A 23,410-nucleotide genomic window follows, 5' to 3' on the forward strand; every position below is an offset into this window, starting at 1 on the left:
ACTTKCATCACAAGCCAATGTAAAAGTAACAGGCAGCTATGACACAATGAATCGCTTGAAAACACTAGGTGTGTCAAGTGGCAGCGCGGGTGCAAAAACGGTTAGTTACAACTATTTGAGAAACGGTCAATTAGCAACTCAGGGTTATGGAGAATCCTTTACGTCCGATCGTCAGTATTCGGATGTGCGGATGACACAACTTAAATACACAAAAAACAATGCTGCAATGAATACGTTCCAATACAGCTATGACAATACGCACAACATTACAAGTCGAAATGAAAACAACTATGTAACGATCTTTACGTATACGCCGCTGAATCAACTGAAGACGTCCAGTGAGTTCGACGAGAAATTTACGTACGACGAGCGTTACAACCGCAAAACCTTAGACAGCACAAGAGAATTGCCGATGCAAGAAACGTTGTATGAATACGACAAGAAGAATCAATTAACGAAAGTATCAGGTACTCACAATTCAGTAACCTATTCGTACACGGGTGAAGGATTATTGTATGAACGAACGGAAAACCAGGTAAAGAGCCGTTACTATTATGATGCAAATCGACTGCTAATTGGTGAAGCTAATGTGACAGTAGAAGGCCTGTCACAGATGAAGTATGTGTACATTCACGACCTTAACGGGAAGTTGATAGGCAGACATGACGTCGTTGCCAATAAGATGCAATATTACCAGCTAAACGGACATGGCGACGTAGTAGCATTAGTCGATGAACAAGGTCAGAAGCTGAACGAATATCGCTATGACATTTGGGGATTGCCGCTTGAAGAGAGAGAAACGGTACCCAACATCCTCAAGTATTCGGGCGAATACTGGGACAAGACAACGAAGCTTCAATATTTGAGGGCAAGATGGTATGACCCGAGTATGGCGCGGTTTATTAATGAGGATACGTATGAAGGGGAGATCACGAATCCGTTTAGTTTGAATTTGTATACGTATGTTGTAAATAATCCTCTTATATATAGTGACCCGACTGGAAATATGCATATTGACATTGGCGGTGGGAAATCAAGAGAGCCGATTACAATTGAAAGCGGATGGATGGGATCATTAAATGAATATGCTATCTCTGAATTAGCAGGTATTCAGAGTGCGTTGAATGATGCGAATTTCCTTAGAATAAACTATCCCAAAGCCTACGCTAAGCAGAAATATAAGATAGAATACTATGAACAACTCAGGTCGGAAGTACTTAATAATGTCTGTAGTTATGCAAATTGCAGTGAAGGTGCTAGTTGGCTTTCTGATAATAATGGTCTGCCAAGTTTTCAGCAAACTGAAAATGGGGAGAAAAAGAATTATACAATAACAGCAATTGGAATCGTTTCATGTAATTGCTTTACAGCAGGAACAATAGTACTAACTGAAGATGGCGAGAAAGCTATTGAAGACATCACAGTCGGAGATAAAGTTCTAGCAAAAGATGATCAAACCGGCGATGTAGCGTATAAAGAGGTTAGAGGATTATTCCAAAAACAGGCAGACCAGATCTATTACATTACCGTTGAAAAAGAAATCATAGAGGTCACTGAAGAGCATCCATTCTGGATTGACGGAGCAGGCTGGACTAAAGTTCGAGACATGAAGATCGGTGACTTACTTGTTACAAGTGATGGAACTAAAAAAGCAGTTGAACAAATTAGAAAAGCCACTGTAACAAGTACGGTTTATAACTTTGAGGTTCAAGATTATAATTCCTATTTTGTAACTAACCTGGGTATATGGGTGCATAATTGTACTGTAACGGAATCAATGATTCGAGGAGCACTTGCAAATGCTGATTTAAAATCCCAACAAAAAGCAGTGTCACTTCCTATGATTCAAAGGTATGTTAATATGGCGTTAAGTGGTCAAAAAGCACCGCCTATTCATGTTGACGATGGGGTATTGGTTGATGGCTATCATCGATATATTGCTGGATTGATTATTGGTCAAATACCTGCATATAGACCTTACTCTGGTGCTCGTCCTGATCTAGCAGTTCCTTGGAATAGTTTGAAAATTGATCCAGAGGATTGGGATAATAAATGAACCGAAATGAGGTAGACAATTGATAAAAATAATTAGTTATGCAGAAAAGGATCCTATTTGTTTAGATCTTGAAACTTTGGATTATGCAAATTTAGATGGATACAATTTTCATAGGGCAGTTCTAAATAATTTCTCACTTGTTGGTACAAGTTTGATAAATGCAAATTTAAGAAACGCAGAGCTGCAAAGCGCTGATCTTAGTTCGTCTAAGCTGGACGAATCTTCAATTGTTATGGGCTTACTAACTAATGCTGTGTTACTCAATGCTAGTTTGGTTAATGCTAATTGTAAATATGCTGACTTTAGTTTGGCTAATTTAAGTAATGCAGATTTAACAGGTGCAAATGTAGAAAATGCTATTTTTAAAGGAGCTATATTATCGGGGGCCAATATGAATTGTAAGAGTTTAGATAATGCTGATTTAAATGGCGCATTGTATGATAATTCTACTATTTGGCCTCATTTATTTGATCCAGATTTGAGTGGGGCGATCCTAAGACGTAAGTCGTGATTTGTTTAAAATATAGGTAATAAGAATGCCACATGCGAGTGTAACAACTCCATGTGGTTTTTTTATGAAAAAAATGTAAATAAGTATTGACGTGTTAATACGTCGATGATTTATTGTTTTCAAGACGTACTGGCACGTCATATTGGGAGGCGTTTTAATGATCGGATTAGAGTACATTGTAAAATTGTACAACGGAAATTTGAAGAATTAGATCGTAGCAATAGAGCTTTTGAAATAATCGAAAGGACTACAAATGTACTTAATGAGGAGGTTCCTTCACGATTAGATGCTGAGAAGCAAAAGCAATGGGAGAGAAAGCACGATAATCGTGTTGAAGCATTGCGATCCATGATGTATTTCATGGGCATTACAGGGTTTTCTCTATGGGACGAAGAGGAAGAAAGCACTCATAACGAATTGTTTAAGCTTCTGAAAAAACATGATTTGCTGTGGATGAAAAAGTAAAACAAAATAAAAATAATTAAAGGGAGGTGGTTACGATGTAAGTACTTTATCGATTCTTATAACATAGCTAATTTGATCCAGAATATTAATCCATCTAAAAAATAGAAAGAAGGAAATGAATGTTTGATACGGTTGTGTTAAAAGCAAGACCGATTCACCTTGATTCAGAAGTATTGTTAAGCATGAAAAACTGTAAGTCAGTTACATTTTTAAATAAGGAAACGGGTGTACTTCAAACGAGATATGAAATATATGATGAGAAGTTGTCCTATATCAAGTATCTTGATGGCAGTCAGACGTTGTCTATTCAAGTCTCTATTCCAAAGCTGTTGTATGGGAACAACGTAACTCTTACTACTGAGCATGACATTCCTAGCTTTTTCGAGAGTGTTCAGCAACGTATCCATCAACTCTTTTCGATTGTCATTCCCCATTCGGAATGGTCGATAAGCAGAGCAGATATATGTTGGAACTTTCAAGTAGGTAAAAATGTGGGTGAATATGTACGAATGCTAAGTAAGCAAAAGTTAGCTTTTAAGAATACAAGAAGCTACAACCAAGATCAAACAGTTGAGTTTTCCAATAAGAGTAGCAGAATTATCTTCTATGACAAGCAACAACAGGTACAAAAAGAGAAAGCATCTCCTGAGCTTGTTGAGCAGTCCAAGGGAGTCCTACGACTTGAAATAAAGCCAAGTAATAACGATATAAAGAAGTTTTCACCGACTAAAAATGCTGTTGAATTGCTCGATAAAGCATTCTTTGATTATATGATGGCTAAAGTGCTAAATGAAATTGAATATCCATCAACAGTAAGCATAATGGACTTATCTTGGCTAACGCTTCTCGGTTTCCAAGTGATGAACAGCATGTTCGAAGAATCTGTACTAAGACAGATATATACATCGTCAACCTATGCCAATCGAAAGAACTTGGTAAAAAAAATGACAATTCCCAAAGGGAACTGCCTAGAACCACTAGCTATAAACCAGTAGATACATATCCTCATAGACGGACACGTTATTTTGCCGATAACGATAAATAGTCCAGTATATTGGATAAAGTAAAAATAACGTAGTCCTTATTCTACTTCAAAATAAAGAAAAAGCAATCCTTAATGCCGAGAAACAGATGTAAAGACGATAGCTACGTATCGGGGGGTGGTTTACATCAATAGCTTGTTACAAGCTATTGGAAATGGGCATAGCACATCTAGCCTCCGAGACAAGCTGAAATTAGAAGGCGATACGATAGATTATTATTCTTCTTCAACTATGAGTTCATGTAGTTTAACGTTAAGCGTTTCGCAGATTTGTTCGAGAGTGCGTATATAAATTCTGTCCACTTGATTCGAACTTATCTCCAGAGCCATATATCACAGGAGCTACACCTGCAAAACGTGGATATACTCGTGAATTACAAGAGACTGTGGGTCGCCAGGGGTCGATGGTATTTGTGTAAAGCGCTCTTTGTTTTTCTCTTAGACCACCATTTCGACTGGGTGATCAAATCGAAATGTAATACCGTTCTATATCGAAAGATCACTTCGTCTGGAAGACGTGATCGATATTCAGCACGTCAACTGGTTAAAGAAGCGCATACCTCTCCCGTATCTCAGCCAGATTCGGCGCTGGCGGCCATTGGTTTACAGGACATTTATATGAAACTTCCCTATCCTGCTACAGAGAGGAATGGGCAAGCGACAACAGAATATCGACTAGTTCCGATTGCTGCCGTAGTCGCTACTCGATTGAAAGAGGATGAAGAATCTAATGATCTTGTTAAGAATAATGGTAGTATATTTCATATTCCAGAAAAATGAAAGCGAACTTTTCTCTTACCATAAAAGTAACATAATAGAAATTTCCCCCTTTTACTTTCCGAACAACTGACCCTATACTCTTGTGGACAGATATTTCCATACACACGTTCCTAATCTTCTATGTAAGAAAGGAGGTGTAATGATGAAAAAATCGATGATTTCCGTTGGTCTCATAATCGCTGTTGTTCTAAGCTTTTCAACTTCGGTGTTTGCCGCATATAACTTTTCCAGTCAAAGTTATTATATTTCCAGCGGATCAATTGAGTTCGGTCATGGAGTTATAGCTAATACTGGAACGTACAGAGATGATCTAAAAATTGATCTGTATCGCGGAACGACACTCGTTGCGACTAAAACGATAACGCTTAGTCCGGGAGAATGGCTCTATCCAGGAAGTACTACTACTCCCTTAATTACTCTAGCAACAAATCAACCTGCGGGCCAATACAGATATGTACTTTCTGCTTCGGGAAGTTGGAATGTTAAGGCTTATGCTGAGAATTGGTAATATACACACCTAACAGAGATCCCTACGATTATATTCAGAGTAAGAAAGAGTCTTACTATTGTTTTAGCAACTAGTCAATCAGTAAGCTATTACAGATTGACTAGCTGGGAGCATCAGGAATCCGTTAAGTATTTGTTCAAATTTTTAACAAGATAGAGGTGTAATGATGAAAAAATCGATGATTTCAATTACCTTAATTATCGCTATCGTTCTAAGTTTTTCGACTTCAGTGTTTGCGGCTTTCAGCCATACTAGCGGAAATTATAATCTAGCAGGCGGTACGATCAAGTTCGGACAAGGAATCATATCGAACGGCAGTAACTATTCAGATACGCTTACGATTAAGCTGTATCGTGGAAATACGTTAGTCAGTATTAATACAATAAGTCTCAATGCTAAACAATGGATATATGCTGGAGTAGGAACAACTCCAAATATTGTTCTAGCAACTAATCAACCAGCAGGCGTTTACAGATATGAACTGTCAGCATACGGAAGCTGGCAAGTATTAGCTCAAATTCACAATTAGAATACCGCAACGTATATTTCAATTAAAAGGGAGATGTTATGATGAAAAAATCAATGATTTCAATCACGTTAATTATCGCTATTGTTCTAAGCTTTTCAACTTCAGTATTTGCCGCATTTAGCTATACTAGCCCATATCAAACTCTTTCAGCTGGAACAATCAAGTTTGGTAATGGTGTTATAGTTAACACTGGAAAGTATAGAGATGATCTAAAGATTGATCTGTATCGGGGAACGACATATATTACGACTAAAACAATAACGCTTAATCCAGGACAATCGTACTATCCTGATACTCCTAGCTCGCCTGCTCCGTTTATTCTAGCAACAGGTCAACCAGCTGGCCAATACAGATTTGTATTATCTGCTTCGGGTAGCTTTCATGTAATGTCTTCACTTTACAATTAGAAGACTTACAGTTGTAACGTAACAAAAAAAGAGTGCTGCGATAACACGCAGCACTCTTTTTTGCTTCATGATTATTAACTTTTGTCAGTATATTCTTCTGTTACATCTATTGGATTCACAGCTAATCTTGTGCACCATATTATCAGAAATGCTTATATATCTAATTTATAATCTAGGTTATTTTGCACAAATACGATATTAGTGTCGTTCGTTAATGTATCATCGTCACCATCACTTAAGGTTTCCTCGACAAACGTGCCATCGGATAGATCTAATCATTCGACAAAATGTGGTTCAACGGGCTGAAAACAAGTTGAATGAAATTTTGAAAAGTGAAGCTATGCGAGTAATAGACTTCTATGGTGGAAATGAACAAGGTAGTGAACTTGACGTTGATTTTATTTCTTTTTGGAATGGTAATTCGTCAATTAGTATTCAGTATACAGGATCAAGTTATGTAAAAGATGGCGCTTATCCTAATCATATTTTGGTTACAACAATTCTTGATATAAACAATGGCAAGAAGTTATTGTTGAAGGATATAGTGAAAATAGATGATGAATTTATTGATTTGTTAAGAGGGGCAAAGTATGTTCCATATGATTCTGATTTAAATGTTGAGTCGGAAGCAAGGGAGGAACTAAGTAACTATTCTAATGCTGATTTGATTTCTTACTTAAATAAATCTGACGAAGTAAGTGATAGGAATGAGTTAGGCATATTCACTTATCTTACACAAGAATCACTCGTTATAAGTCTTAATGTACCTCATGCACGTGGTGATCATGTGGAATTTGAGATCAAATATAGTGACCTTAAAAATCATATCATATTAAGACTACTGAAGTAACGTATACGGTCATTTATACTCCAGCAAAATAATAATTGATCCCCCTCGACCATTTCAGTAGGGTGGGGATTATTCATACTCGAATTTCAAAAGAAAGTAGTTCAAAGAGGATGGTTATACTCGTCGATATCCATTCAGCTTTTCTGAGCCTGCACATGCTAAGATATTAAGCTAGAAGTTAATTTTAATATAAATGTTTCTCTAAACATTCAAATTGTATTGCTACAGGATTGAAAATAATAGATTCATATTGAACAACATCTATTAAATTGATACATCACTCATATTTTTTATAATAATCCATGGAAAATCATGCATCTTATAGACGATATTATTACATTGATATAAAATATGACCAAAAAGGGTCATGGGGTGCAGAGGGTGGAGTTAAGCAGAATAGTTGGTTCCGTTCATGCAATAGGCTTTGCGACCTACAAGGAATGGCTTGCTTATCGCTCTCATATGGCGGTTTCATTGCTTGTAGGACCAGTTTACTTTTTGACGCAATATTTTATTTGGCAGTCGGTATACGAAGGAACGGGTCAGATTAACGGATTTACATTAGAACAAATGTTAGCGTATTTTGGAGTTGCGACGGTCATTAACTATTTTATTTACGACTCAGCAGACTGGAATTTGCAAATGCTTGTACGTTCAGGAAAATATGTGACGTTTGCACTACGGCCAATGCCACATTATTTGTATGCCTTTTCTCAAAAAGTGGGCCATCGCACGTTAGGGCTCATCATCGAATTTATCCCCATCTTTTTAATCTTTATGTTCGCCTTCGGAATTAAGCTTGTCCCAGCTCAGCCAATGTGGGCTGTCATTTCCATTTTATTAAGCTTTCTAATGAACTTTATCGTTAATTATTGTGTTGGACTGACTGCTTTTTGGCTCGTTCGTGCTGATGGTGTGAGACGAGTCTTTTTGTTACTTAAGGATATAAGCGCAGGTGTATTTATTCCACTTACCTTTTTTCCGGAGTGGACACAGAAGCTGTTGTTTTTCTTGCCGTTTCAATTCATTACCTATGTCCCAACACGTGTATTTATCGGGGAATATGAACTGGCGGGTTATTCGATGTCCATTCCGACTATTGTTGCATACCAAGCAGGGGCGACGTTACTTATGGCAATATTGATGTTATTACTTTATCGTCTAGCGATGAAGCGCTTTACGGGGGTGGGCGTATGAAAGATGTTCTGCTTTGTGTTGGTGCTGTTATGCGAACGAAGATTGCTGAACAAACAGCGTATCGCAGCCACTTTTTCCTAAGCTTATTTCTAATGATTGCTGGTGATTTGCTCGTTCCGATGCTTACGCTACTGGTATATAGTTCTGGTGTGTCATTCCCGGGTTGGTCACTCCATGAAGCGCTTCTTATTCAAGGGATATTTGGACTTGCCAAAGGGATAGCGTTCCCTCTTTTCTTCGGTATGATTGGAAGCACGTTAAGTTTAGTTCGGGAGGGAACTTTCGATCTATTGCTTCTTAAACCAAGGCCAACTCTATTTATGACGATATTGCATGGGCTAGACCCAGAAGATTTCGGTAGGTTGTTTAGCGGAGGCATATTGTTTGGTTATGCCTTGTCGGGACTGGAATCACCTACAGTGGGTGGCTGGCTACAATTTGCAGGACTATTTATGGCTTCCTTAGCAGTATTATGTGCTTTCTCGTTATTTATGTCGGGTATCCTCTTCAAATGGGTAGGAGGAAGCCGAGTTTACGATATGTTCGATTCGATAACCAGCTTCGGATTATATCCAGGAACAATCTATGCGAAATCATTTCAGCAATTAACAACCTATGTCATTCCTGTTGCACTCATCGCATTTATTCCTGCTAAAGCTTTATTGGGACGTGCAGGCTGGGAAACGTTATGGGCAGCTATAGTTGGGATATTGTTTTTGGCTGTTGGTATCGCATTTTGGCAACGGATGCTTAGAAGCTACACGAGTGCAGGCGGATAAAGGGAGGCGAAAGTATGATAGAGATCAAAAATTTAACGAAAACATATATGACTCACGAACGTGGACATACACTGAAAGAAACGATGATTAACCTTATCAAACGCCCTATGAAGCAAGTTGATGCAGTGAAAAATATATCTCTTACTGTAGAAAAAGGAGAAATGATTGCGTTTCTCGGTCCGAACGGGGCGGGGAAGTCGACTACTTTGAAAATGTTATCTGGGGTGCTGCATCCAACTTCTGGTGAGATTAAAGCGCTTGGATTAACGCCATGGAAGCAAAGAAGCGAATATGTGCGCAAGATCGGTGCTGTATTCGGCCAAAAGTCACAGCTTCTATGGGATATTCCTCCTGCAGATTCCTTCTACATGAATAAAGCTATTTACGGAGTGCCAGAGGGGGACTACAAACGGACGCTTGATCACCTCACAACAGTACTTGATGTAAAAGAAATCATGCGTAAACCAACGAGGCAGTTGTCACTTGGCGAACGTATGAAGTGCGAATTTATTATGGCAATGCTGCATGGACCAGAGTTAGTATTCCTTGATGAGCCTACGATTGGCCTCGATGTTATCGCTAAAGAGACAATTCGGGATTTCATAAAAGAGATGAATAGCCAAGGGGTCACTTTTATATTAACAACTCATGATCTAGACGATGTAGAGATGTTAGCGGAGCGAGTTATCGTGATCAATCATGGAGAGATTGTGTTCGATAATACGCTGGGTGAGCTTAGAGGAAGATTAGGCGGTAAGAAGGCAGTTAGACTTACAACAGATACGCCGTTCCCCGATAAGTTCATAGCAGGCGTACAATTGCTTAATAGAATCAATGAATGTGAAGTAGAGCTAGAAATTGATATCGATATTTTACCGATAAAAGGGTTCATCCGCCAGTTTAATGAAACATACGGCATACTCGATATGTCAATTGAGGCGTTGCCGATTGATGCTGTTATGAAGGGACTATATGCTGAGACGAAAAAAGTGATCGCGTTAGTATAAATTCAGCATGGTGGGAGCTGTGTAGATGAATCGATTTATGATAGGCCAATGGGGCTCTTTCGACTATAAAAAATATGAAAGAGACTTCATGCCAGAATTCTACGGTATTGAAGCTTGTTTGTTCGGTGATGAGAGTGATACTGCTCACCTAGTAAAGGAAGCTACAGAGGTTGGTTTCCTGATCGGTGTTCACTTTCCACTTCGAGCTGGAATATCGCCTTTAAGGGACGCTCCTTTTTTATCCAATGATGATGCAGTTCGTGAACATGCTTATGACTTAGTTCAGCAAGAATTGGAATATGTAGCGGCTATTAAACCTGCCTATGTGTTATTTCATTATCCTAAGCTAGTCATTCTTGATAATCGTGTAGATTGGAAGCCGTGGCGATTTGCGGATAGCAGTGAATACGAGTTTGAAAATGACTATGCATTAGAAGAGCTCAAGATGAGGAGTAAGCAATTGCTTACTTGGCTGTCTGGAAAAGCTCGGGAGTATCAATTCACAGCTGTCCTCGAGTTCGATGCACTTAACAGATACGTATATGAAGATGACTTTTTGGATCAATTATTAGAAGAACATAAGGAAATTAAGTTGTGTTTAGATACGGCACGACTACATTTGCAGGACTGGATTGATCCTAACTTTGATTCTGTAGCTATTGTGAAAAGATTTGCTAAATATGCAGAAATCATTCATTTGTCTAATGTTCAAATATCTGCTGACAATGTCATTCTGAAAAGCAGATATCCTGTATTGCCAAGTCAGAGTACAAGCGATGGATGGGCACCGACAGAACAATATTTGTCTACGATTAGACACGAAAATGATCGTGTAAAAGTGATGTTCGAGCATAATTCGACATTAGTTACAGATGAAGAATTGCTGGATTGCTACAAATGGGTGAACCAAATACTTTCAGAAAACAACGATTAGGAAACACGTAGGAAACAATCATAATAAATAGGGATATTCGTTTCGGAATATCTCTTTTTCTTATCTAGAATATGATATATAATAAATTTATTATGAAACACTGTTTCACTAAATGAAACTAGGGAGTGTTTTTATGAAGGCAATTATCGTTGAGGAATTTGGTACAGCGGATAATATGAAAGTTGCAGAAGTTGAGGTGCCGAGCATACAATCACACCAACTATTAATTCGAGTGAAAACGACGAGTGTTAACTTTGCTGATATTAAAGCACGATACGGTAATAAGGGACGAGGGAAGCTCCCATTTATTCCTGGACTTGAAGCAGCCGGAATTGTTGAGGCGGTCGGAGATAACGTTCAGTCCATCTCAGTTGGGGAGCGAGTGATCGCTTTTCCTCATCATGGTTCCTACGCTGAATACGTAGTGGCTGACGAGAATTTAACTTTTGTCATCCCTGATTCTATCGATTTTGATACTGCGGGTGCGAGTGGAATTGTATCGTTTTTGTCCTATAAGCTTCTTGTCGAAGTCGCTCAAATACAATCGAACGAAACGGTCGTTATTCATTCCGCAGCAGGAGGCGTTGGGACTACAGCTATCCAAATTGCGAAGGCGTTAGGTGTCAAAAAAGTAATTGGAACAGTAGGGAGTTCCAGGAAAATCCCAACCGCAGTAAGCGCTGGAGCGGACCATGTCATAAACTACGACGAAGAAACTATCGTCCAGATCGTGAATGAACTAACGGATGGCAAAGGTGCCGACGTTATCTTAGATTCACTTGGAGGAGAGATGACAGAAGAAAGTGTGAAGTATCTTGCAAAATTTGGACGTTTAGTTGTATTTGGTAATTCGAGCGGGCAATATGGACAAGTACATACGCAAGAGTTGCACGCAAGTTGCCGCTCAGTGCTTGGATTCAGTCTCGGAACGGCGAGGAAGGAACGTCCTGAATTGCTACAGGAAACAGCTAAACAAGTGTTTCGTTTAATCGAAACGGGACAACTTAACATTAACATAAGCAAAAAACTACCACTCAGTGATGCATTACTTGCACATCAACTTATCGAAAGTAGAAGCAGTACGGGCAAAGTTTTGTTGTATGTAGATAATGAATAACATTTAAAGAGGGTAGTATCCTCAGGTGATACTACCCTCCGTTTTTACACTTTGAACTTTTCTAGTGTTTGCTGTAAATGTTCGGCCATCTGAGATAACGTTCTCGCAGATGAAGATATCTCTTCCATAGAGGATAGTTGATTTTCCGTTTCGGCAGAAACTTGCTCTGCACCTGTGCCTGTTGCCTCTGATATACCGGTAATAAACTTCATAGCATGTACGATTTGTTCAGCACCAGCAGCCATCTGCTGGATAGATGAGGACACATCATGAATTTGTCTGTTAACTGAGTTTACTGAACCTTGAATATGTTCAAAGGCAGTACCTGCGGAATAGACGGCCTCAATACCAGACGAAACCTCATATGTTGTTGTCTCCATCGTTTGAACTGCTTGTTTTGTTTCTGCTTGGATAGCGGAAACCTGCTCTGCAATTTGTTCAGCTGATTGTGCTGATTCCGCTGCTAACTTACGAATTTCACTAGCGACAACTGCGAAGCCTTTACCATGCTCCCCTGCACGTGCCGCCTCAATCCCTGCATTCAAGGAGAGGATGTTGGTTTGTTTCGCGATATCTGATATAGCGTTTAATATTTTTCCGATTTGGAAGGATCGTTCATTTAAGTTATTGATTAGCTCGGATAGGCCTAATACGGTTTGGTTAATGGAATTCATCTGTTCAGCAGCTGTTTTGATCGTTTGCCCACCTTCTGATGCACGTACATAAGCTTCATTTGCTGTATTAGAAACGTTTTTCGCGTGACTTGCAATATGCTGCACACCGATAGCCATCTCATTCATCGTCGTAGAAGCTTCATCTAGATGATTGGACTGTTGTTTCACATCAGTCGCTACATGTTGCATTGTTGCAGCAATCTGCTTAGAAGCGGAGGAGGCAAGTTCGCTAGTAGCGGTCAATTGCTGAGCTGACGCGGCTACTTGCTCCGTATTAGAGCTAACTTGATGAATAAGTTGTCGTAGATTTTGCGACATTTGATTAAATGATTGAGCCAAATCGCCAACTTCATCCTTATTTTTAACCGATATTTTTTGGGAAGATAGATCGCCTGCAGCGATTTTTTTGGCTGCTTGTGCAATGGCAACGATAGGTCGAGACATTATTCTTCCAATAAACCAGGAGATAATTAAACTAACGATGATAGCTGCTAATGCCAAAATAATAATAAGATTTTTAATAGACTGCACTTTTTGATTTGTTGCTAGTTTTTCTTTATCCAATAAATTTTGCTGGAAGATGGATAGTTCTTCGGCCTTCTGATCAAAGCGGAATATAATATTTTGACCTCTTGTAGCGGCAAGATCAATAGCTTCTTCTGTTTTGTTGTCTTTCTTTAAATCGATTGAGTTTTTTGATATATGGTAATATTCATTTTCGAATTGGTTGAGTTGTTGAAGTAACATTTGTGCTTCGGGGTGTTTGATCGCTTCGCTGAGGTCAGCACTCAATTTCATGTATTCATTATGGGTATCGTTAAAAGCTTTTAAAGTGTCATCGTCCCCAAAAAGTAAATAGCCACGAATTTCGGATTGTTCCTTTTTAACAATTACGTTCAGCTGCTTTATATTGATCAGCTTATTAGACTTATCTTCTACTAAGTCGAGATAATGACGTTCGACCTCTGTTATTTGCGAGAAAATAATGGCGATTGTAGCGATTAATACGAGTAATACAGCCATAAAACCCGCAAATAATTTCTTGCTAATCGTTAATCTCATAGGGACTCCTTTTATTACTGGGATGAGGGATCATTTCTAATATAGTACATGTGGTTAATGATTACAATAGTGTTTGGAAGTGCTTTCATATTATAACCTCGTAAAGTTCTTGTACTATCGATCTATCAATCAACCGATACAATAAATTATAAATATTCCCATATATCCTATTTGCGAGTACCATATAAATGATCATTGAAATGATTCAAACCTATCAACCGCAAGAATGGAAGTGATTGTTTTGCGAGAAGAAACGATTTTGCTAATAGATGATGAAAAGGGTATTTTGGCGATGTTAGAAGCGTTATTGATGAGGGAAGGATTTCAGCGTATCGCAACAGCGACTACAGCTCATGAAGCTTTGCAGCTTGTGGAACGAACCTCATTTGATCTCATCGTGCTCGACGTTATGCTCCCAGATATGGATGGTTTCCAGCTTTGCTCGGAAATTCGTAAACATACATTAGCTCCTATCATATTTGTAACGGCCCGCTCGGGCGATTTGGATAAATTAATGGGGCTCGGCATCGGTGGAGATGATTACATCACTAAACCTTTTAATCCGCTAGAGGTAGTCGCGAGAATCAATGCGCAGCTGCGTAGGAGAAAGTTTGATCAAATAAAAGTACCTGTAAAAGCACAGTCGTTTGATTACGGTTATTTTGTGCTAAACAAAACAGCTGGACAGCTCATTATAAATGGCGAAGATACTCATTGTACGGCAAAGGAGTTTGAACTACTCTTGTTTCTATGCGAGCATCCTAACCAAGTGTTCACAGCGCTTCAATTGTATGAACAAGTCTGGGGTACTGCACTTATTGGTGATGAGAAAACGGTAGTCATCCATATATCCAGACTTCGAAAGAAAATAGAGAGCGATCCTACGAGTCCAAAGTGGATTGTTAATTTGCGGGGTATTGGGTATAAGTTCGTTCCGCTGAAGAAGGTAACGACCTATGAAAAGTAATGTACGACTTTTTCTTCGCCTCGCCTTACATGTCATACTCAGTCATCTTTTACTTGTTGCTGCGATAATTACAGTTATAGCTACAGCTGAGACGATTGTGCCGGAGCCCGGCGATCATCAAGATTCTATCGGTTTATATGGAATGTTAGTTATCATCTTATCTTTTGTCGTTTTATTCGGTTGGTCAATAGGGTGGCCGATTTTCCATATGATGAGTTGGATTAATCGACTAGCAAACGGCATCTACGACGAACCGGATCAACATAAGAAGCTGTATACGAGGAGAAGGGGGAAATTAAAGCTAAGATATCGTCTATTCAAAGAGCTCATTATTCACTTACAAACGTTATCCGAGCAATTGGAGAAAAGTAAGCAGGAAAGACGCCGACTTGATGAAAGGAAGAGAGAATGGATCGCAGGTGTTTCTCATGATTTGAAGACACCGTTAACTTATATTAAAGGATATTCTACGATGCTTCTTACTTCTAATTATGATTGGGACACGGAAGAAAGGACGAAGTTTCTAACGGAGATCCAAAGTAAGGCGGACCATATGGAAGAGTTGATTGGAGACTTGAATGCATCTTTCCAATTAGAAGAAGGCTCCATTCCATTAAAGCTTACGAAAAGTGATCTCGTCGAATGTGTTAGACGAATTGTCGTTGATGTAGCAAATGATCCGCGCGCCTCCCACCACAATTTAACATTAGAGTCGAATGTAACCTATATTCATATGATGCTCGATACGAAGCTGCTTGGACGAGCACTTCTTAATTTACTCATTAATGCAATCGTTCATAATCCCACTGGAACGACGATTAACGTTTCCATTATAGAAAGCAATGGGCTACAAATCGTTATCTCGGATGATGGATCAGGTATGGATGAGGAAATGATTGATGGGTTGTTCGAAAAGTACTACCGAGGTACATCCACAGATGCAAACTCAGAAGGAACTGGTCTTGGCATGGCAATTGCGAAGCAATTTATTATCGCGCTCGGGGGCGATATTGTCGTTACGAGCCAATTAAATATAGGAACGAAAATAACGGTTTCTTTCCCCGCTTAATGTTAGGCTGAATGTAGTGTTCTGTTTACCTGGATTTTACTTTCATCTTCTACACTGTGCAATGTAGATAGATGAGGAGGTAGAAGAATGCTACTTGAAATTAGTGGAGTTAACAAACGATACAATAAAGCCGCATGGGCTTTAAAGGATATTAGCTTGCAATTAAAGCCAGGTATTATTGGTTTGTTAGGACCAAATGGGGCAGGTAAGTCATCTCTTATGCGTATTCTAGCGACAGTTGCTAAACCAACAACGGGTTCGGTTATATGGAATGGAATAAATATAGGGAAGAAGCCTGATGAGCTGCGCCGAGTATTAGGGTATTTACCACAAGATTTTGGTGTATATCCACATTTAAAGCCTCTTGAGTTTTTGGAGTATGCAGCCGCATTAAAGGGAGTTTCTAGTCGTCAAACTAGAACACGCATGCTTGAACTGCTTGAAATGTTGAACTTACAGGATACGCTCAAGCGTCCAATCGGGAGTTTTTCTGGTGGCATGCGTCAGCGAATAGGGATCGCACAAGCACTATTGAATGATCCTAAGTTGCTCATTGTTGATGAACCTACAGTTGGTCTAGATCCTGAAGAGAGAGTAAGGTTCCGCAGTTTGTTAACGGATTTGTCCGGCGAAAGAATTATTTTGTTCTCTACGCATATCGTTTCGGATATTGAAGCGACGGCAGATCAAATTGCCATTATGTCGAAAGGACAACTTCTAGTAAATTCAGACCCTTCTATGCTCCTAAGAAGTGTTCAAGGGAAGGTTTGGTCTGTCATTATACCGGAACAAGATCTACAAGCTGCACGAAGTAAATGGACAATTAGCGGGACGATACGCCGCGAAGAAGGATTGATGCTTCGTATCGTAGCGAACGAACCGCCGCTTCCTGAGGCACTGCAGATATCCCCTAACCTTGAAGATGCCTATCTCTATGTTAGGCATAATGGGGGCGAACAATGAGATGAACATGATTCGGACCATTTATTTTATTGCACAGGCGGATTTTCTTGAACGAACGAGACAATATTCATTTCTGCTTATGATAGGATTTACGATGTTAGCTGCATACTTTTTTGTTCCTCCTGCTGATGCTGGCTATGTTACTTTGTATCTGGAAGAGGTCAGAGGTATTTATAATTCAGCATGGGTTGGCGGGTCTGTCAGCCTTTCTACAACGATGTTTCTTTCCCTGTTTGGCTTTTATTTGGTCAAAAATAGTATCGATCGTGACAAGCAGAGTAAAGTGGGGGAAATTATCGCATCTACTCCGATTAAGAAGTTGTACTACATAATAGGCAAATGGATCAGCAACTTTGCTGTGCTGACGATCATTGTCATGGCTATTATGGTCATCGCACTTATTATGCAATGGGTTCGTGGTGAAGTTATCGAGGTGGAATTATGGCAGTTGTGGTCACCATTCTTATTTATGACGCTTCCAATGATGAGTGTAATTGCATCTCTTGCATTGTTCTTTGAATCCGTTAAAGTGTTGCAAGGCGGGATTGGGAATGTAATCTATTTCGTCTTTTATATTATCTTTAGCACCAGTAAAGTATTTGATTTGCTCGGAACTGGAATTATTACGTCGGATATGATAGCTGACCTTTCAGCGATTAAGACAAGCTACACTGGTACTTATGGCATCGGAATATTAATTCAAGCGGGGCCTTCAGAAACATTTCTATGGAATGGCGTTGATTGGACGGAAGCGCTCATCAAACAACAGTTAGTTCTTCCGTTAGTTGCTGTTTTATTGTTGCCGGTGGCAGCGCTTCTGTTTCGTGGTTTTAAAGGGGATACAGGTAGGGGAATTAAAACGAATAATAACAATATAGTTGAGGAAACCAAACGGGTAACGTTCTTTCCTCGCATTCGAGCAGTAGAGCTAACTCCAGTGGGAGTAAATGAGTCATTTTGGACTCTTGTACGGGCAGAGTGGTATTTGATGATGAAGGGTGCTTCGCTTATCTGGTATATCATCGCTACTATTCTAAGTGTTCTCTGTCTTACACTTCCCGTTGCTTCGTCTTCACAATGGATGATTTGGCCATTGACCTGGATTTGGCCGATACTGTTATGGTCGAATATGGGCTGTAGAGAAATACGGAATAATACACAGTATATAGTCGCTTCAAGCCCTAGATATGTGGCACGACAATTAACTGCCGTTTGGATAGCTGGAGTATTGCTTTCGTTCGTAACTGGCCTGGGCATGGCTATCCGTTTCATATTAGAAGGTGAAGTCGAGCAACTTATTTATTGGCTAACAGCGGCTGTTTTTATACCGAGCTTGGCACTAGCGTCCGGAGTGTTTACGAGAAGTAATCGTACGTTTGAGGTCGTTTATATGCTTATTTGGTATATGGGTCCCTTTAATAAGATGGACTATCTTGATTTTATGGGTACGACTTCAGCAGAAGGAACAACATGGGTTACGAATACCGGGTTTAATCCTTGGGCGGTAGGTTTCGTTTATTTGATTGTTAGCGCCGGATTGTTAGTTGTTGCATACACATCAAGAAGCCGCTTAGCGCAATCTTCTTAGTAATGAAGGTGGGTCATTTGTTTAATGTTAAAAGATCAGCATACTTGTAGACATTAGTGCTAGCGCACGTTCCGAATTTATAGCTAACGAACCCAATAACTCTTATTTGACTAAATTATACGGTTTAAAACGTTTAACGAACTTCAGAATGCTTAATCTGAGCAAAGTGGCTTTATTTCGGCCCCAAAATGCGCGATAGCGACACTGGAGTTCGTTAAACCAAATTACACGTTATTTTCTACAATATAAGCACAATTCGATTCGTTAGCGGATCAGCATTTTAGTATCATAACAGGAATTAAAGGTCGTCCATACAGCGGACGGCCTTTTTCATTGGAGGGGGTGCAATTTTACACCAAATGACATAATTATTAATTTTTACTTGACACATCTCGGAGTGGATACTAAACTTGCTATACTTTTATTGCCAAAAAATGCAAAAGAAAGAGGGTGAGCGGAACTATAAGTATACGATCCACCAACTATTTTAAAATGCTAATGATGTTAACTAAGAAAGGATGAAATTGATGAGTATAAACCCACTAATAAGTATTATTATGCCTGCCTATAATCGCTCCAGTGTTATAACAAACGCTATTGATTCGATAATGAGACAGACTTATACAAATTGGGAGCTTATTGTTGTAGATGATCGAAGTACAGACAATACAAAAGACGTAATAGAAAAACTTACGATAGTAGATTCTAGAATTAAATATGTAGTTAACAATCGGTCTAAAGGTCCTGGAGGAGCGAGAAACTTCGGTATGCTTTATGCAACAGGCGAGTTTCTTTCTTTCCTTGATTCTGACGATCAATGGTTTGAAGATCATTTGCAACATAGTTTGGATACGATCCAGCGGACAAATGCAGATGTTAGCTTCGCCTTATGGGTGGAGCAACATGGTCCAACTAGGCTGCATAATTTCGATAACGAAGTGGAGCAAGAACTTATCGGGAAGATGAGAAAGTTAAACAGGGTAGACGGAGATGCAATCGTGTTTAAGGAGAGATTGTTTGAGCAATTTCTATCGCATACGAGAAACTTCTTTCAATTGAATACGATGCTGTTCAAGCGGGAGCTCATTCAAAAATACGGCCTTATTAATGAGGAGTTTTATCTCGGAGAAGATACTACGTTTATTATTCGCTTTTTCGACCATTGCACCATTGCATTAATTACTAAACCGCAATCTGTTTACTTTCAATCGCCGGACAGTGTGTACTTCTTCTGTGACCGATGGAAGCTCGACCCTGATTTACTTCACAAAAATAACGTTGTGTTAGATAAATTCGAGGCGTTAGGTTTGAAGTCTGTTCAAGTAAGATTGCATATCATGGATAGAGTCATAGAAGACAAGCAACTAACTAATAAAAAAGCTTGTATCCAAAACATAAAAATAGGTATAGCCAAAAAATACTACACGCTCAGTTACATTAATCGTTATGATAGAGAAAAAGCGATTCGTTATTGCCGACAATCTTTGAAATATAAAGTTAGCATTTTTAATCTGACATTACTTCTTCGGTTGTTTTTGTCCATTAAAAGTGGGAGCGGTTTTTTGAAGAAAGCAGTCGATCTGTGGTAATTGCTTCGCATCAACAGGAGAGATAAACGTATGATCATAACAGTAAATAATAAGAATGCTGAAGTCGCAAGTGACATACTGAACGTACAACTGCCCGCTTATCGCGTGGAAGCAGAAATCATTGGATTCGATGGGATTCCGCCGCTTCGAGACACGGTACAGTCGATTATGGAATGCGACGAACAGTTTGTTGGTTATATGACAGATGAGAAATTAGTCGGCTTTGTCTCGTATCATACACATGATGAAGGTATCGATATTTGCAGACTAGTAGTACATCCTAGCCATTTCCGCAAAGGGATCGCAAAACAATTGCTCGCTCACATGATGAGTGGACCAGCCTTAGACAAGAAGGTTCAAGTAAGTACTGGCACTAAAAACGTGCCTGCTAAAACGTTGTATGAGAGCTTTGGGTTCAAAGAGATTGGAAATATTGAGGTTGCACCAGGCGTATTTATTACGAGGCTTGAACGGTAACCATCTGGTAATACTAATCATAAGGTACAATTGAAGATGCTTTAAACATAGCCCTTCAGGATACAATTTCCTGTAGGGCCATTTAAATTAATTGTCCACCATAGAACTATAGACGGATTTAACGTATAATGTAGGTTGCGGCAATATAAGCACCTGTAACGGAGTGATCAATTGAGTGCATCGAAGAACAAAGGTGGTACGGGTAGAGGTACTGGCAAAAAGGGCTGGAATCGGTGGCAAGCTGCCGAGAATAGGGCTAAAAACTCGCCTAAACCTTATAAAAGTAAAGGTACTAAGCGGAAGGAAGGCACTACTGCCACTTCCAATAAGAATAATGGCAACAAGTCAGACGCATAATCAATTTAAGGGATGTAATCCAAAACTAGGAGTGGTAATTTGAGGAAGAATAAACCGATGTCATTTGAAGATTTACTGAAAGAATTGCAAGAGCAAAAGGCGAATAAAGATGATTCAGCTGAAGCTACACTAGAGCGTGTATTCAATGATTCATTTATGAGTAAAAATTCTGTCTGCAAAAGCTTTCAAGAGTTTCTAGAGAAGGGCAACTTCCAAGCTTGGACACATGAGGATATCAACTTGATCCCTGAGGAGCTTTGGAATCGCCACGTAGCTAGAGAAACAAATTTTGCGGATTGGAAGTCTATGCTTGAGACGGCTAATTCGGAGTTTGCAAAAGTATAGTTATTCGCAAAGAGGGTTGGTCATTTGTCTAAGGACATTTGACCAACCCTTTTTTTAGTGGAATGTATTGCTTGAAATATAAGTTTTATGGTTAATTAAGGAAACGGAATGAGATCTTATACCGTATTTGTATTATCCAATGACGGAGGTGATTACATGATAGGAAAAATTGGAAAAATGCTAGTAAAGATTGTTACATATCCAATTGTATTTTTATGGTCGATGATGTTTGATCCACAAGGAAATACGGCGATGTTAGTACGAGATATAGTTGAAGATAGGAAATATTAGTTAAGAACAGTTGACCTAATAGAAAAATGGTTGAGCAGGAGTTCGTCTCCGCTCAACTATTTTTTTGTTAATAATGATCATTATTTTAGTGGCTATTGGTCAATTCGAAAAACTTACTAGGATGCTCACGAATATATCGGCTAATGATTCCGATCGTTACTGGCAATGCGTCAAGCAGCTTTTCGTAAAATATAGAAATCTCTTCTTTTAAGCGGGGGTCTTCGTTAATATCTTCATAAGAAACGTCGAAATGGTCCAAACTTCGTGGATGATTTCGTCCCTTTAATAAAACGTCCATTTCTTCAACTAATGGAAGTGTATGGCGATCCTCGAAAAATTGCAGCCCACGAAACAATCCAGTCCATCTTTCCGGCTGTGCCATATAGAGAGCACTCCAATAATAACAATCAGCCTCAGACACCTTTACATGCGAATAGTAGGTCCAAAAAATGAACAACGCTTTTTGTCCATCACTCAAGTCAGAATAAACAGTCGTTACAAAATCCTCGTTTTCCACCTGAGCCCTTTTGTAGGCTTGAATGATAGGCTTAAAGCAAGCAGCCCCTAACTCAAAGTCATTCATCTCATCAAATTGTTTCCCTTCAAATGTTGCTAGCAAATAGAATTCCCCCTTCACAAAAAAACATACTAAATTATGTCATTTTTAGCAATAGAAAAGTTGGATTCGACATCGGAAACATTTTTGTTGATCGCTCTACTCCAGTGAGGTTTAACCGATTGACAAGATATGTATTATCCTTTATTATCTAATTTAGTTATAATCTAATTAGATGAATATCAAATTAAATAGAGGTGCTCAATTAATCATGCAATTAGATAAGGTAGTTCAATATCACAAGGCACTCGCTGATCCAACACGAATAAAATTACTAATCCTTCTTGCGGACGGTGAGATGAACGGGCAAGCTTTGGCAGAGAAACTTTCCGTTACGCCAGCAACAATCACACATCATGCAGCGAAGCTTAGAGAGGCCAGTTTAATAAATGAAAGAAGAGACAAAAACACGATTTATTTTACGCTCAACCATTATTTTATTAGCAATAGTGCTAAAGGTACGGAAGCTCTGATCTATAGACATATGTCGGGAGGTATGGAAGGTATGGATGAGGTTCAAACAAAAGAGGATCAAATGAAAGTAAAAGCGTCAGTTGTTCGAAACTTCTTCACGGCTGAGGGTAAACTGAAAAATATGCCGAGCCAATTAAAGAAAAAACTGATGGTACTAGAGCATATCGTTTCACAGCTTGAGAGGGGCCGGAAGTATAGTGAAAAAGAGATTAATACATTCATTAAGGGATACTTTGATGATTTTGCGACTATTAGGCGTGAGTTCATTATGCATCAATTTATGTATCGGGAAAATGAGGTTTACGAATTAAACCCTGAGGAACTATGGACGAGATGGGAGCTGTTATCATGAAGACGTTTAACATATCCACTTCTTATCATGACCAGATGGTTGAAGTAAGCGGTTTGGTTCGGGAAGCAGTCAGAGAGAGCGGTGTGCAAGAAGGGCATGCCATCGTTTATTGTCCGCATACAACTGCTGGCATCGCTATTAATGAAAATGCCGATCCTGATGTCGTTCGAGATGTACTCCGTAGACTAGACGAAGTTTACCCATGGAAGCATAGCCTCGATCGTCATGCAGAAGGGAATACAGCCGCTCATATGAAAGCAATTACAACAGGTACAAGCCAAATGGTACTTATAAGTGGAGGTCGACTTGTGCTTGGTACATGGCAAGGTATATACTTTTGTGAATTCGATGGGCCAAGATCTCGGAAACTTCATGTGAAGGTAATCAAAGGTTAATAAAAAACC

At 39.2% G+C, this 23,410-nt stretch carries 28 protein-coding genes; 25 read left to right on the top strand and 3 right to left on the bottom strand.

Annotated features, from left to right (window positions below):
• The 4 genes from I6N90_RS24885 to I6N90_RS18890 form a co-directional block, all read left to right on the top strand.
• Positions 1 to 2,056, top strand: a 2,056-nt coding sequence (locus tag I6N90_RS24885) for a polymorphic toxin-type HINT domain-containing protein (protein ID WP_232243157.1), incomplete at its 5' end; no start/stop codon positions are given.
• Positions 2,057 to 2,075: 19 nt separating this feature from the next.
• Positions 2,076 to 2,567, top strand: a complete 492-nt coding sequence (locus I6N90_RS18880; protein ID WP_197937224.1) for a pentapeptide repeat-containing protein — start codon at positions 2,076 to 2,078, stop codon at positions 2,565 to 2,567.
• 105 nt (positions 2,568 to 2,672) lie between these two features.
• A complete protein-coding gene (locus I6N90_RS18885; RefSeq protein WP_197937225.1) occupies positions 2,673 to 3,032 on the top strand; it encodes a hypothetical protein in 360 nt (119 codons plus the stop codon).
• A gap of 119 nt (positions 3,033 to 3,151) precedes the next feature.
• Positions 3,152 to 4,027 carry a phage/plasmid replication protein gene (locus tag I6N90_RS18890; protein WP_197937226.1) on the top strand — a complete coding sequence of 292 codons (876 nt, stop codon included), beginning with the start codon at positions 3,152 to 3,154 and terminating at the stop codon, positions 4,025 to 4,027.
• Positions 4,028 to 4,290: 263 nt separating this feature from the next.
• Here I6N90_RS18890 and I6N90_RS25480 read toward each other — a convergent pair whose 3' ends face one another.
• Positions 4,291 to 4,404 (bottom strand): helix-turn-helix domain-containing protein, encoded by a 114-nt coding sequence (locus I6N90_RS25480; RefSeq protein WP_197937227.1) that lies wholly within the window; start codon positions 4,402 to 4,404, stop codon positions 4,291 to 4,293.
• Positions 4,405 to 4,533: 129 nt separating this feature from the next.
• On the opposite strand from I6N90_RS25480, the gene I6N90_RS18900 reads away from it, so the two are divergent.
• The 10 genes from I6N90_RS18900 to I6N90_RS18945 all read left to right on the top strand — a co-directional run bounded on the left by I6N90_RS18900 (position 4,534) and on the right by I6N90_RS18945 (position 12,182).
• Complete coding sequence (locus I6N90_RS18900; RefSeq protein ID WP_197937228.1) at positions 4,534 to 4,854, top strand: hypothetical protein; 321 nt, start codon at positions 4,534 to 4,536, stop codon at positions 4,852 to 4,854.
• 139 nt (positions 4,855 to 4,993) lie between these two features.
• Positions 4,994 to 5,362: a hypothetical protein gene (locus I6N90_RS18905; RefSeq protein ID WP_232243158.1), complete on the top strand. Its 369-nt coding sequence runs from the start codon at positions 4,994 to 4,996 to the stop codon at positions 5,360 to 5,362.
• 163 nt (positions 5,363 to 5,525) lie between these two features.
• Positions 5,526 to 5,891 carry a hypothetical protein gene (locus tag I6N90_RS18910; RefSeq protein ID WP_232243159.1) on the top strand — a complete coding sequence of 122 codons (366 nt, stop codon included), beginning with the start codon at positions 5,526 to 5,528 and terminating at the stop codon, positions 5,889 to 5,891.
• Between the two features lie 38 nt (positions 5,892 to 5,929).
• Positions 5,930 to 6,298 carry a hypothetical protein gene (locus I6N90_RS18915; RefSeq protein WP_232243160.1) on the top strand — a complete coding sequence of 123 codons (369 nt, stop codon included), beginning with the start codon at positions 5,930 to 5,932 and terminating at the stop codon, positions 6,296 to 6,298.
• 289 nt (positions 6,299 to 6,587) lie between these two features.
• Entirely contained in the window at positions 6,588 to 7,148 is a 561-nt protein-coding gene (locus I6N90_RS18920) for a hypothetical protein (RefSeq protein WP_197937232.1), read from the top strand.
• Between the two features lie 381 nt (positions 7,149 to 7,529).
• Positions 7,530 to 8,345 carry an ABC transporter permease gene (locus I6N90_RS18925; RefSeq protein WP_332262476.1) on the top strand — a complete coding sequence of 272 codons (816 nt, stop codon included), beginning with the start codon at positions 7,530 to 7,532 and terminating at the stop codon, positions 8,343 to 8,345.
• Positions 8,342 to 9,124, top strand: coding sequence for an ABC transporter permease (locus tag I6N90_RS18930; RefSeq protein WP_197937234.1), 783 nt, complete (start codon positions 8,342 to 8,344; stop codon positions 9,122 to 9,124). The genes I6N90_RS18925 and I6N90_RS18930 overlap by 4 nt, the downstream gene beginning before the upstream one ends.
• A 14-nt stretch (positions 9,125 to 9,138) precedes the next feature.
• Positions 9,139 to 10,131, top strand: a complete 993-nt coding sequence (locus I6N90_RS18935) for an ABC transporter ATP-binding protein (RefSeq protein WP_197937235.1) — start codon at positions 9,139 to 9,141, stop codon at positions 10,129 to 10,131.
• Positions 10,132 to 10,156: 25 nt separating this feature from the next.
• Positions 10,157 to 11,065 (top strand): sugar phosphate isomerase/epimerase, encoded by a 909-nt coding sequence (locus I6N90_RS18940; RefSeq protein ID WP_197937236.1) that lies wholly within the window; start codon positions 10,157 to 10,159, stop codon positions 11,063 to 11,065.
• 133 nt (positions 11,066 to 11,198) lie between these two features.
• On the top strand, positions 11,199 to 12,182 hold the full coding sequence (locus I6N90_RS18945) for a quinone oxidoreductase family protein (protein ID WP_197937237.1): 984 nt from the start codon (positions 11,199 to 11,201) through the stop codon (positions 12,180 to 12,182).
• Positions 12,183 to 12,226: 44 nt separating this feature from the next.
• Here I6N90_RS18945 and I6N90_RS18950 read toward each other — a convergent pair whose 3' ends face one another.
• The gene (locus I6N90_RS18950) at positions 12,227 to 13,918 is read right to left on the bottom strand and encodes a methyl-accepting chemotaxis protein (protein ID WP_197937238.1); all 1,692 of its coding nucleotides are present in this window, start codon (positions 13,916 to 13,918) and stop codon (positions 12,227 to 12,229) included.
• Positions 13,919 to 14,144: 226 nt separating this feature from the next.
• Here I6N90_RS18950 and I6N90_RS18955 point away from each other — a divergent pair, with 226 nt between their 5' ends.
• The 9 genes from I6N90_RS18955 to I6N90_RS25140 all read left to right on the top strand — a co-directional run bounded on the left by I6N90_RS18955 (position 14,145) and on the right by I6N90_RS25140 (position 21,564).
• Complete coding sequence (locus I6N90_RS18955; RefSeq protein ID WP_232243161.1) at positions 14,145 to 14,885, top strand: response regulator transcription factor; 741 nt, start codon at positions 14,145 to 14,147, stop codon at positions 14,883 to 14,885.
• Entirely contained in the window at positions 14,875 to 15,954 is a 1,080-nt protein-coding gene (locus I6N90_RS18960; protein WP_197937239.1) for a sensor histidine kinase, read from the top strand. The genes I6N90_RS18955 and I6N90_RS18960 overlap by 11 nt, the downstream gene beginning before the upstream one ends.
• Positions 15,955 to 16,041: 87 nt before the next feature.
• On the top strand, positions 16,042 to 16,917 hold the full coding sequence (locus I6N90_RS18965) for an ABC transporter ATP-binding protein (protein WP_197937240.1): 876 nt from the start codon (positions 16,042 to 16,044) through the stop codon (positions 16,915 to 16,917).
• Between the two features lies 1 nt (position 16,918).
• Positions 16,919 to 18,505, top strand: coding sequence for an ABC transporter permease (locus I6N90_RS18970; protein WP_197937241.1), 1,587 nt, complete (start codon positions 16,919 to 16,921; stop codon positions 18,503 to 18,505).
• 527 nt (positions 18,506 to 19,032) lie between these two features.
• Positions 19,033 to 20,094 carry a glycosyltransferase family 2 protein gene (locus tag I6N90_RS18975; protein WP_232243162.1) on the top strand — a complete coding sequence of 354 codons (1,062 nt, stop codon included), beginning with the start codon at positions 19,033 to 19,035 and terminating at the stop codon, positions 20,092 to 20,094.
• A gap of 30 nt (positions 20,095 to 20,124) precedes the next feature.
• The gene (locus I6N90_RS18980; protein WP_197937242.1) at positions 20,125 to 20,571 is read left to right on the top strand and encodes a GNAT family N-acetyltransferase; all 447 of its coding nucleotides are present in this window, start codon (positions 20,125 to 20,127) and stop codon (positions 20,569 to 20,571) included.
• Positions 20,572 to 20,742: 171 nt separating this feature from the next.
• Positions 20,743 to 20,928: a DUF3934 family protein gene (locus tag I6N90_RS18985; RefSeq protein ID WP_197937243.1), complete on the top strand. Its 186-nt coding sequence runs from the start codon at positions 20,743 to 20,745 to the stop codon at positions 20,926 to 20,928.
• Positions 20,929 to 20,967: 39 nt separating this feature from the next.
• Entirely contained in the window at positions 20,968 to 21,273 is a 306-nt protein-coding gene (locus I6N90_RS18990) for a hypothetical protein (RefSeq protein WP_442950973.1), read from the top strand.
• A 156-nt stretch (positions 21,274 to 21,429) separates the two neighbouring features.
• Complete coding sequence (locus I6N90_RS25140) at positions 21,430 to 21,564, top strand: hypothetical protein (RefSeq protein WP_269669532.1); 135 nt, start codon at positions 21,430 to 21,432, stop codon at positions 21,562 to 21,564.
• A gap of 85 nt (positions 21,565 to 21,649) precedes the next feature.
• Here the strand turns inward: I6N90_RS25140 and I6N90_RS18995 are convergent, their stop codons facing one another.
• On the bottom strand, positions 21,650 to 22,183 hold the full coding sequence (locus I6N90_RS18995) for a hypothetical protein (protein ID WP_197937244.1): 534 nt from the start codon (positions 22,181 to 22,183) through the stop codon (positions 21,650 to 21,652).
• A gap of 208 nt (positions 22,184 to 22,391) precedes the next feature.
• On the opposite strand from I6N90_RS18995, the gene I6N90_RS19000 reads away from it, so the two are divergent.
• Positions 22,392 to 23,006 carry a DUF2087 domain-containing protein gene (locus I6N90_RS19000; protein WP_197937245.1) on the top strand — a complete coding sequence of 205 codons (615 nt, stop codon included), beginning with the start codon at positions 22,392 to 22,394 and terminating at the stop codon, positions 23,004 to 23,006.
• Complete coding sequence (locus tag I6N90_RS19005) at positions 23,000 to 23,401, top strand: secondary thiamine-phosphate synthase enzyme YjbQ (protein WP_197937563.1); 402 nt, start codon at positions 23,000 to 23,002, stop codon at positions 23,399 to 23,401. Before I6N90_RS19000 ends, I6N90_RS19005 begins: the two co-directional genes overlap by 7 nt.
• Positions 23,402 to 23,410 lie beyond the last annotated feature (9 nt).

It is taken from the genome of Paenibacillus sp. GSMTC-2017, assembly GCF_016019935.1.
Classification (GTDB): domain Bacteria; phylum Bacillota; class Bacilli; order Paenibacillales; family Paenibacillaceae; genus Pristimantibacillus.

Excerpts from the sequence above, each read along its gene's own strand:
- I6N90_RS18890 (WP_197937226.1), top strand. The coding sequence starts at position 3,152 with ATGTTTGATACGGTTGTGTTAAAAGCAAGACCGATTCACCTTGATTCA.
- I6N90_RS25480 (WP_197937227.1), bottom strand. The coding sequence starts at position 4,404 with ATGGCTCTGGAGATAAGTTCGAATCAAGTGGACAGAATTTATATACGC.
- I6N90_RS19000 (WP_197937245.1), top strand. The coding sequence starts at position 22,392 with ATGCAATTAGATAAGGTAGTTCAATATCACAAGGCACTCGCTGATCCA.
- I6N90_RS25140 (WP_269669532.1), top strand. The coding sequence starts at position 21,430 with ATGATAGGAAAAATTGGAAAAATGCTAGTAAAGATTGTTACATATCCA.
- I6N90_RS18915 (WP_232243160.1), top strand. The coding sequence starts at position 5,930 with ATGATGAAAAAATCAATGATTTCAATCACGTTAATTATCGCTATTGTT.
- I6N90_RS18965 (WP_197937240.1), top strand. The coding sequence starts at position 16,042 with ATGCTACTTGAAATTAGTGGAGTTAACAAACGATACAATAAAGCCGCA.
- I6N90_RS18930 (WP_197937234.1), top strand. The coding sequence starts at position 8,342 with ATGAAAGATGTTCTGCTTTGTGTTGGTGCTGTTATGCGAACGAAGATT.
- I6N90_RS18935 (WP_197937235.1), top strand. The coding sequence starts at position 9,139 with ATGATAGAGATCAAAAATTTAACGAAAACATATATGACTCACGAACGT.
- I6N90_RS18910 (WP_232243159.1), top strand. The coding sequence starts at position 5,526 with ATGATGAAAAAATCGATGATTTCAATTACCTTAATTATCGCTATCGTT.
- I6N90_RS18945 (WP_197937237.1), top strand. The coding sequence starts at position 11,199 with ATGAAGGCAATTATCGTTGAGGAATTTGGTACAGCGGATAATATGAAA.
- I6N90_RS18950 (WP_197937238.1), bottom strand. The coding sequence starts at position 13,918 with ATGAGATTAACGATTAGCAAGAAATTATTTGCGGGTTTTATGGCTGTA.
- I6N90_RS18970 (WP_197937241.1), top strand. The coding sequence starts at position 16,919 with ATGAACATGATTCGGACCATTTATTTTATTGCACAGGCGGATTTTCTT.
- I6N90_RS18980 (WP_197937242.1), top strand. The coding sequence starts at position 20,125 with ATGATCATAACAGTAAATAATAAGAATGCTGAAGTCGCAAGTGACATA.
- I6N90_RS18960 (WP_197937239.1), top strand. The coding sequence starts at position 14,875 with ATGAAAAGTAATGTACGACTTTTTCTTCGCCTCGCCTTACATGTCATA.
- I6N90_RS18975 (WP_232243162.1), top strand. The coding sequence starts at position 19,033 with ATGAGTATAAACCCACTAATAAGTATTATTATGCCTGCCTATAATCGC.
- I6N90_RS18940 (WP_197937236.1), top strand. The coding sequence starts at position 10,157 with ATGAATCGATTTATGATAGGCCAATGGGGCTCTTTCGACTATAAAAAA.
- I6N90_RS18905 (WP_232243158.1), top strand. The coding sequence starts at position 4,994 with ATGATGAAAAAATCGATGATTTCCGTTGGTCTCATAATCGCTGTTGTT.
- I6N90_RS18885 (WP_197937225.1), top strand. The coding sequence starts at position 2,673 with ATGATTTATTGTTTTCAAGACGTACTGGCACGTCATATTGGGAGGCGT.
- I6N90_RS18955 (WP_232243161.1), top strand. The coding sequence starts at position 14,145 with ATGGAAGTGATTGTTTTGCGAGAAGAAACGATTTTGCTAATAGATGAT.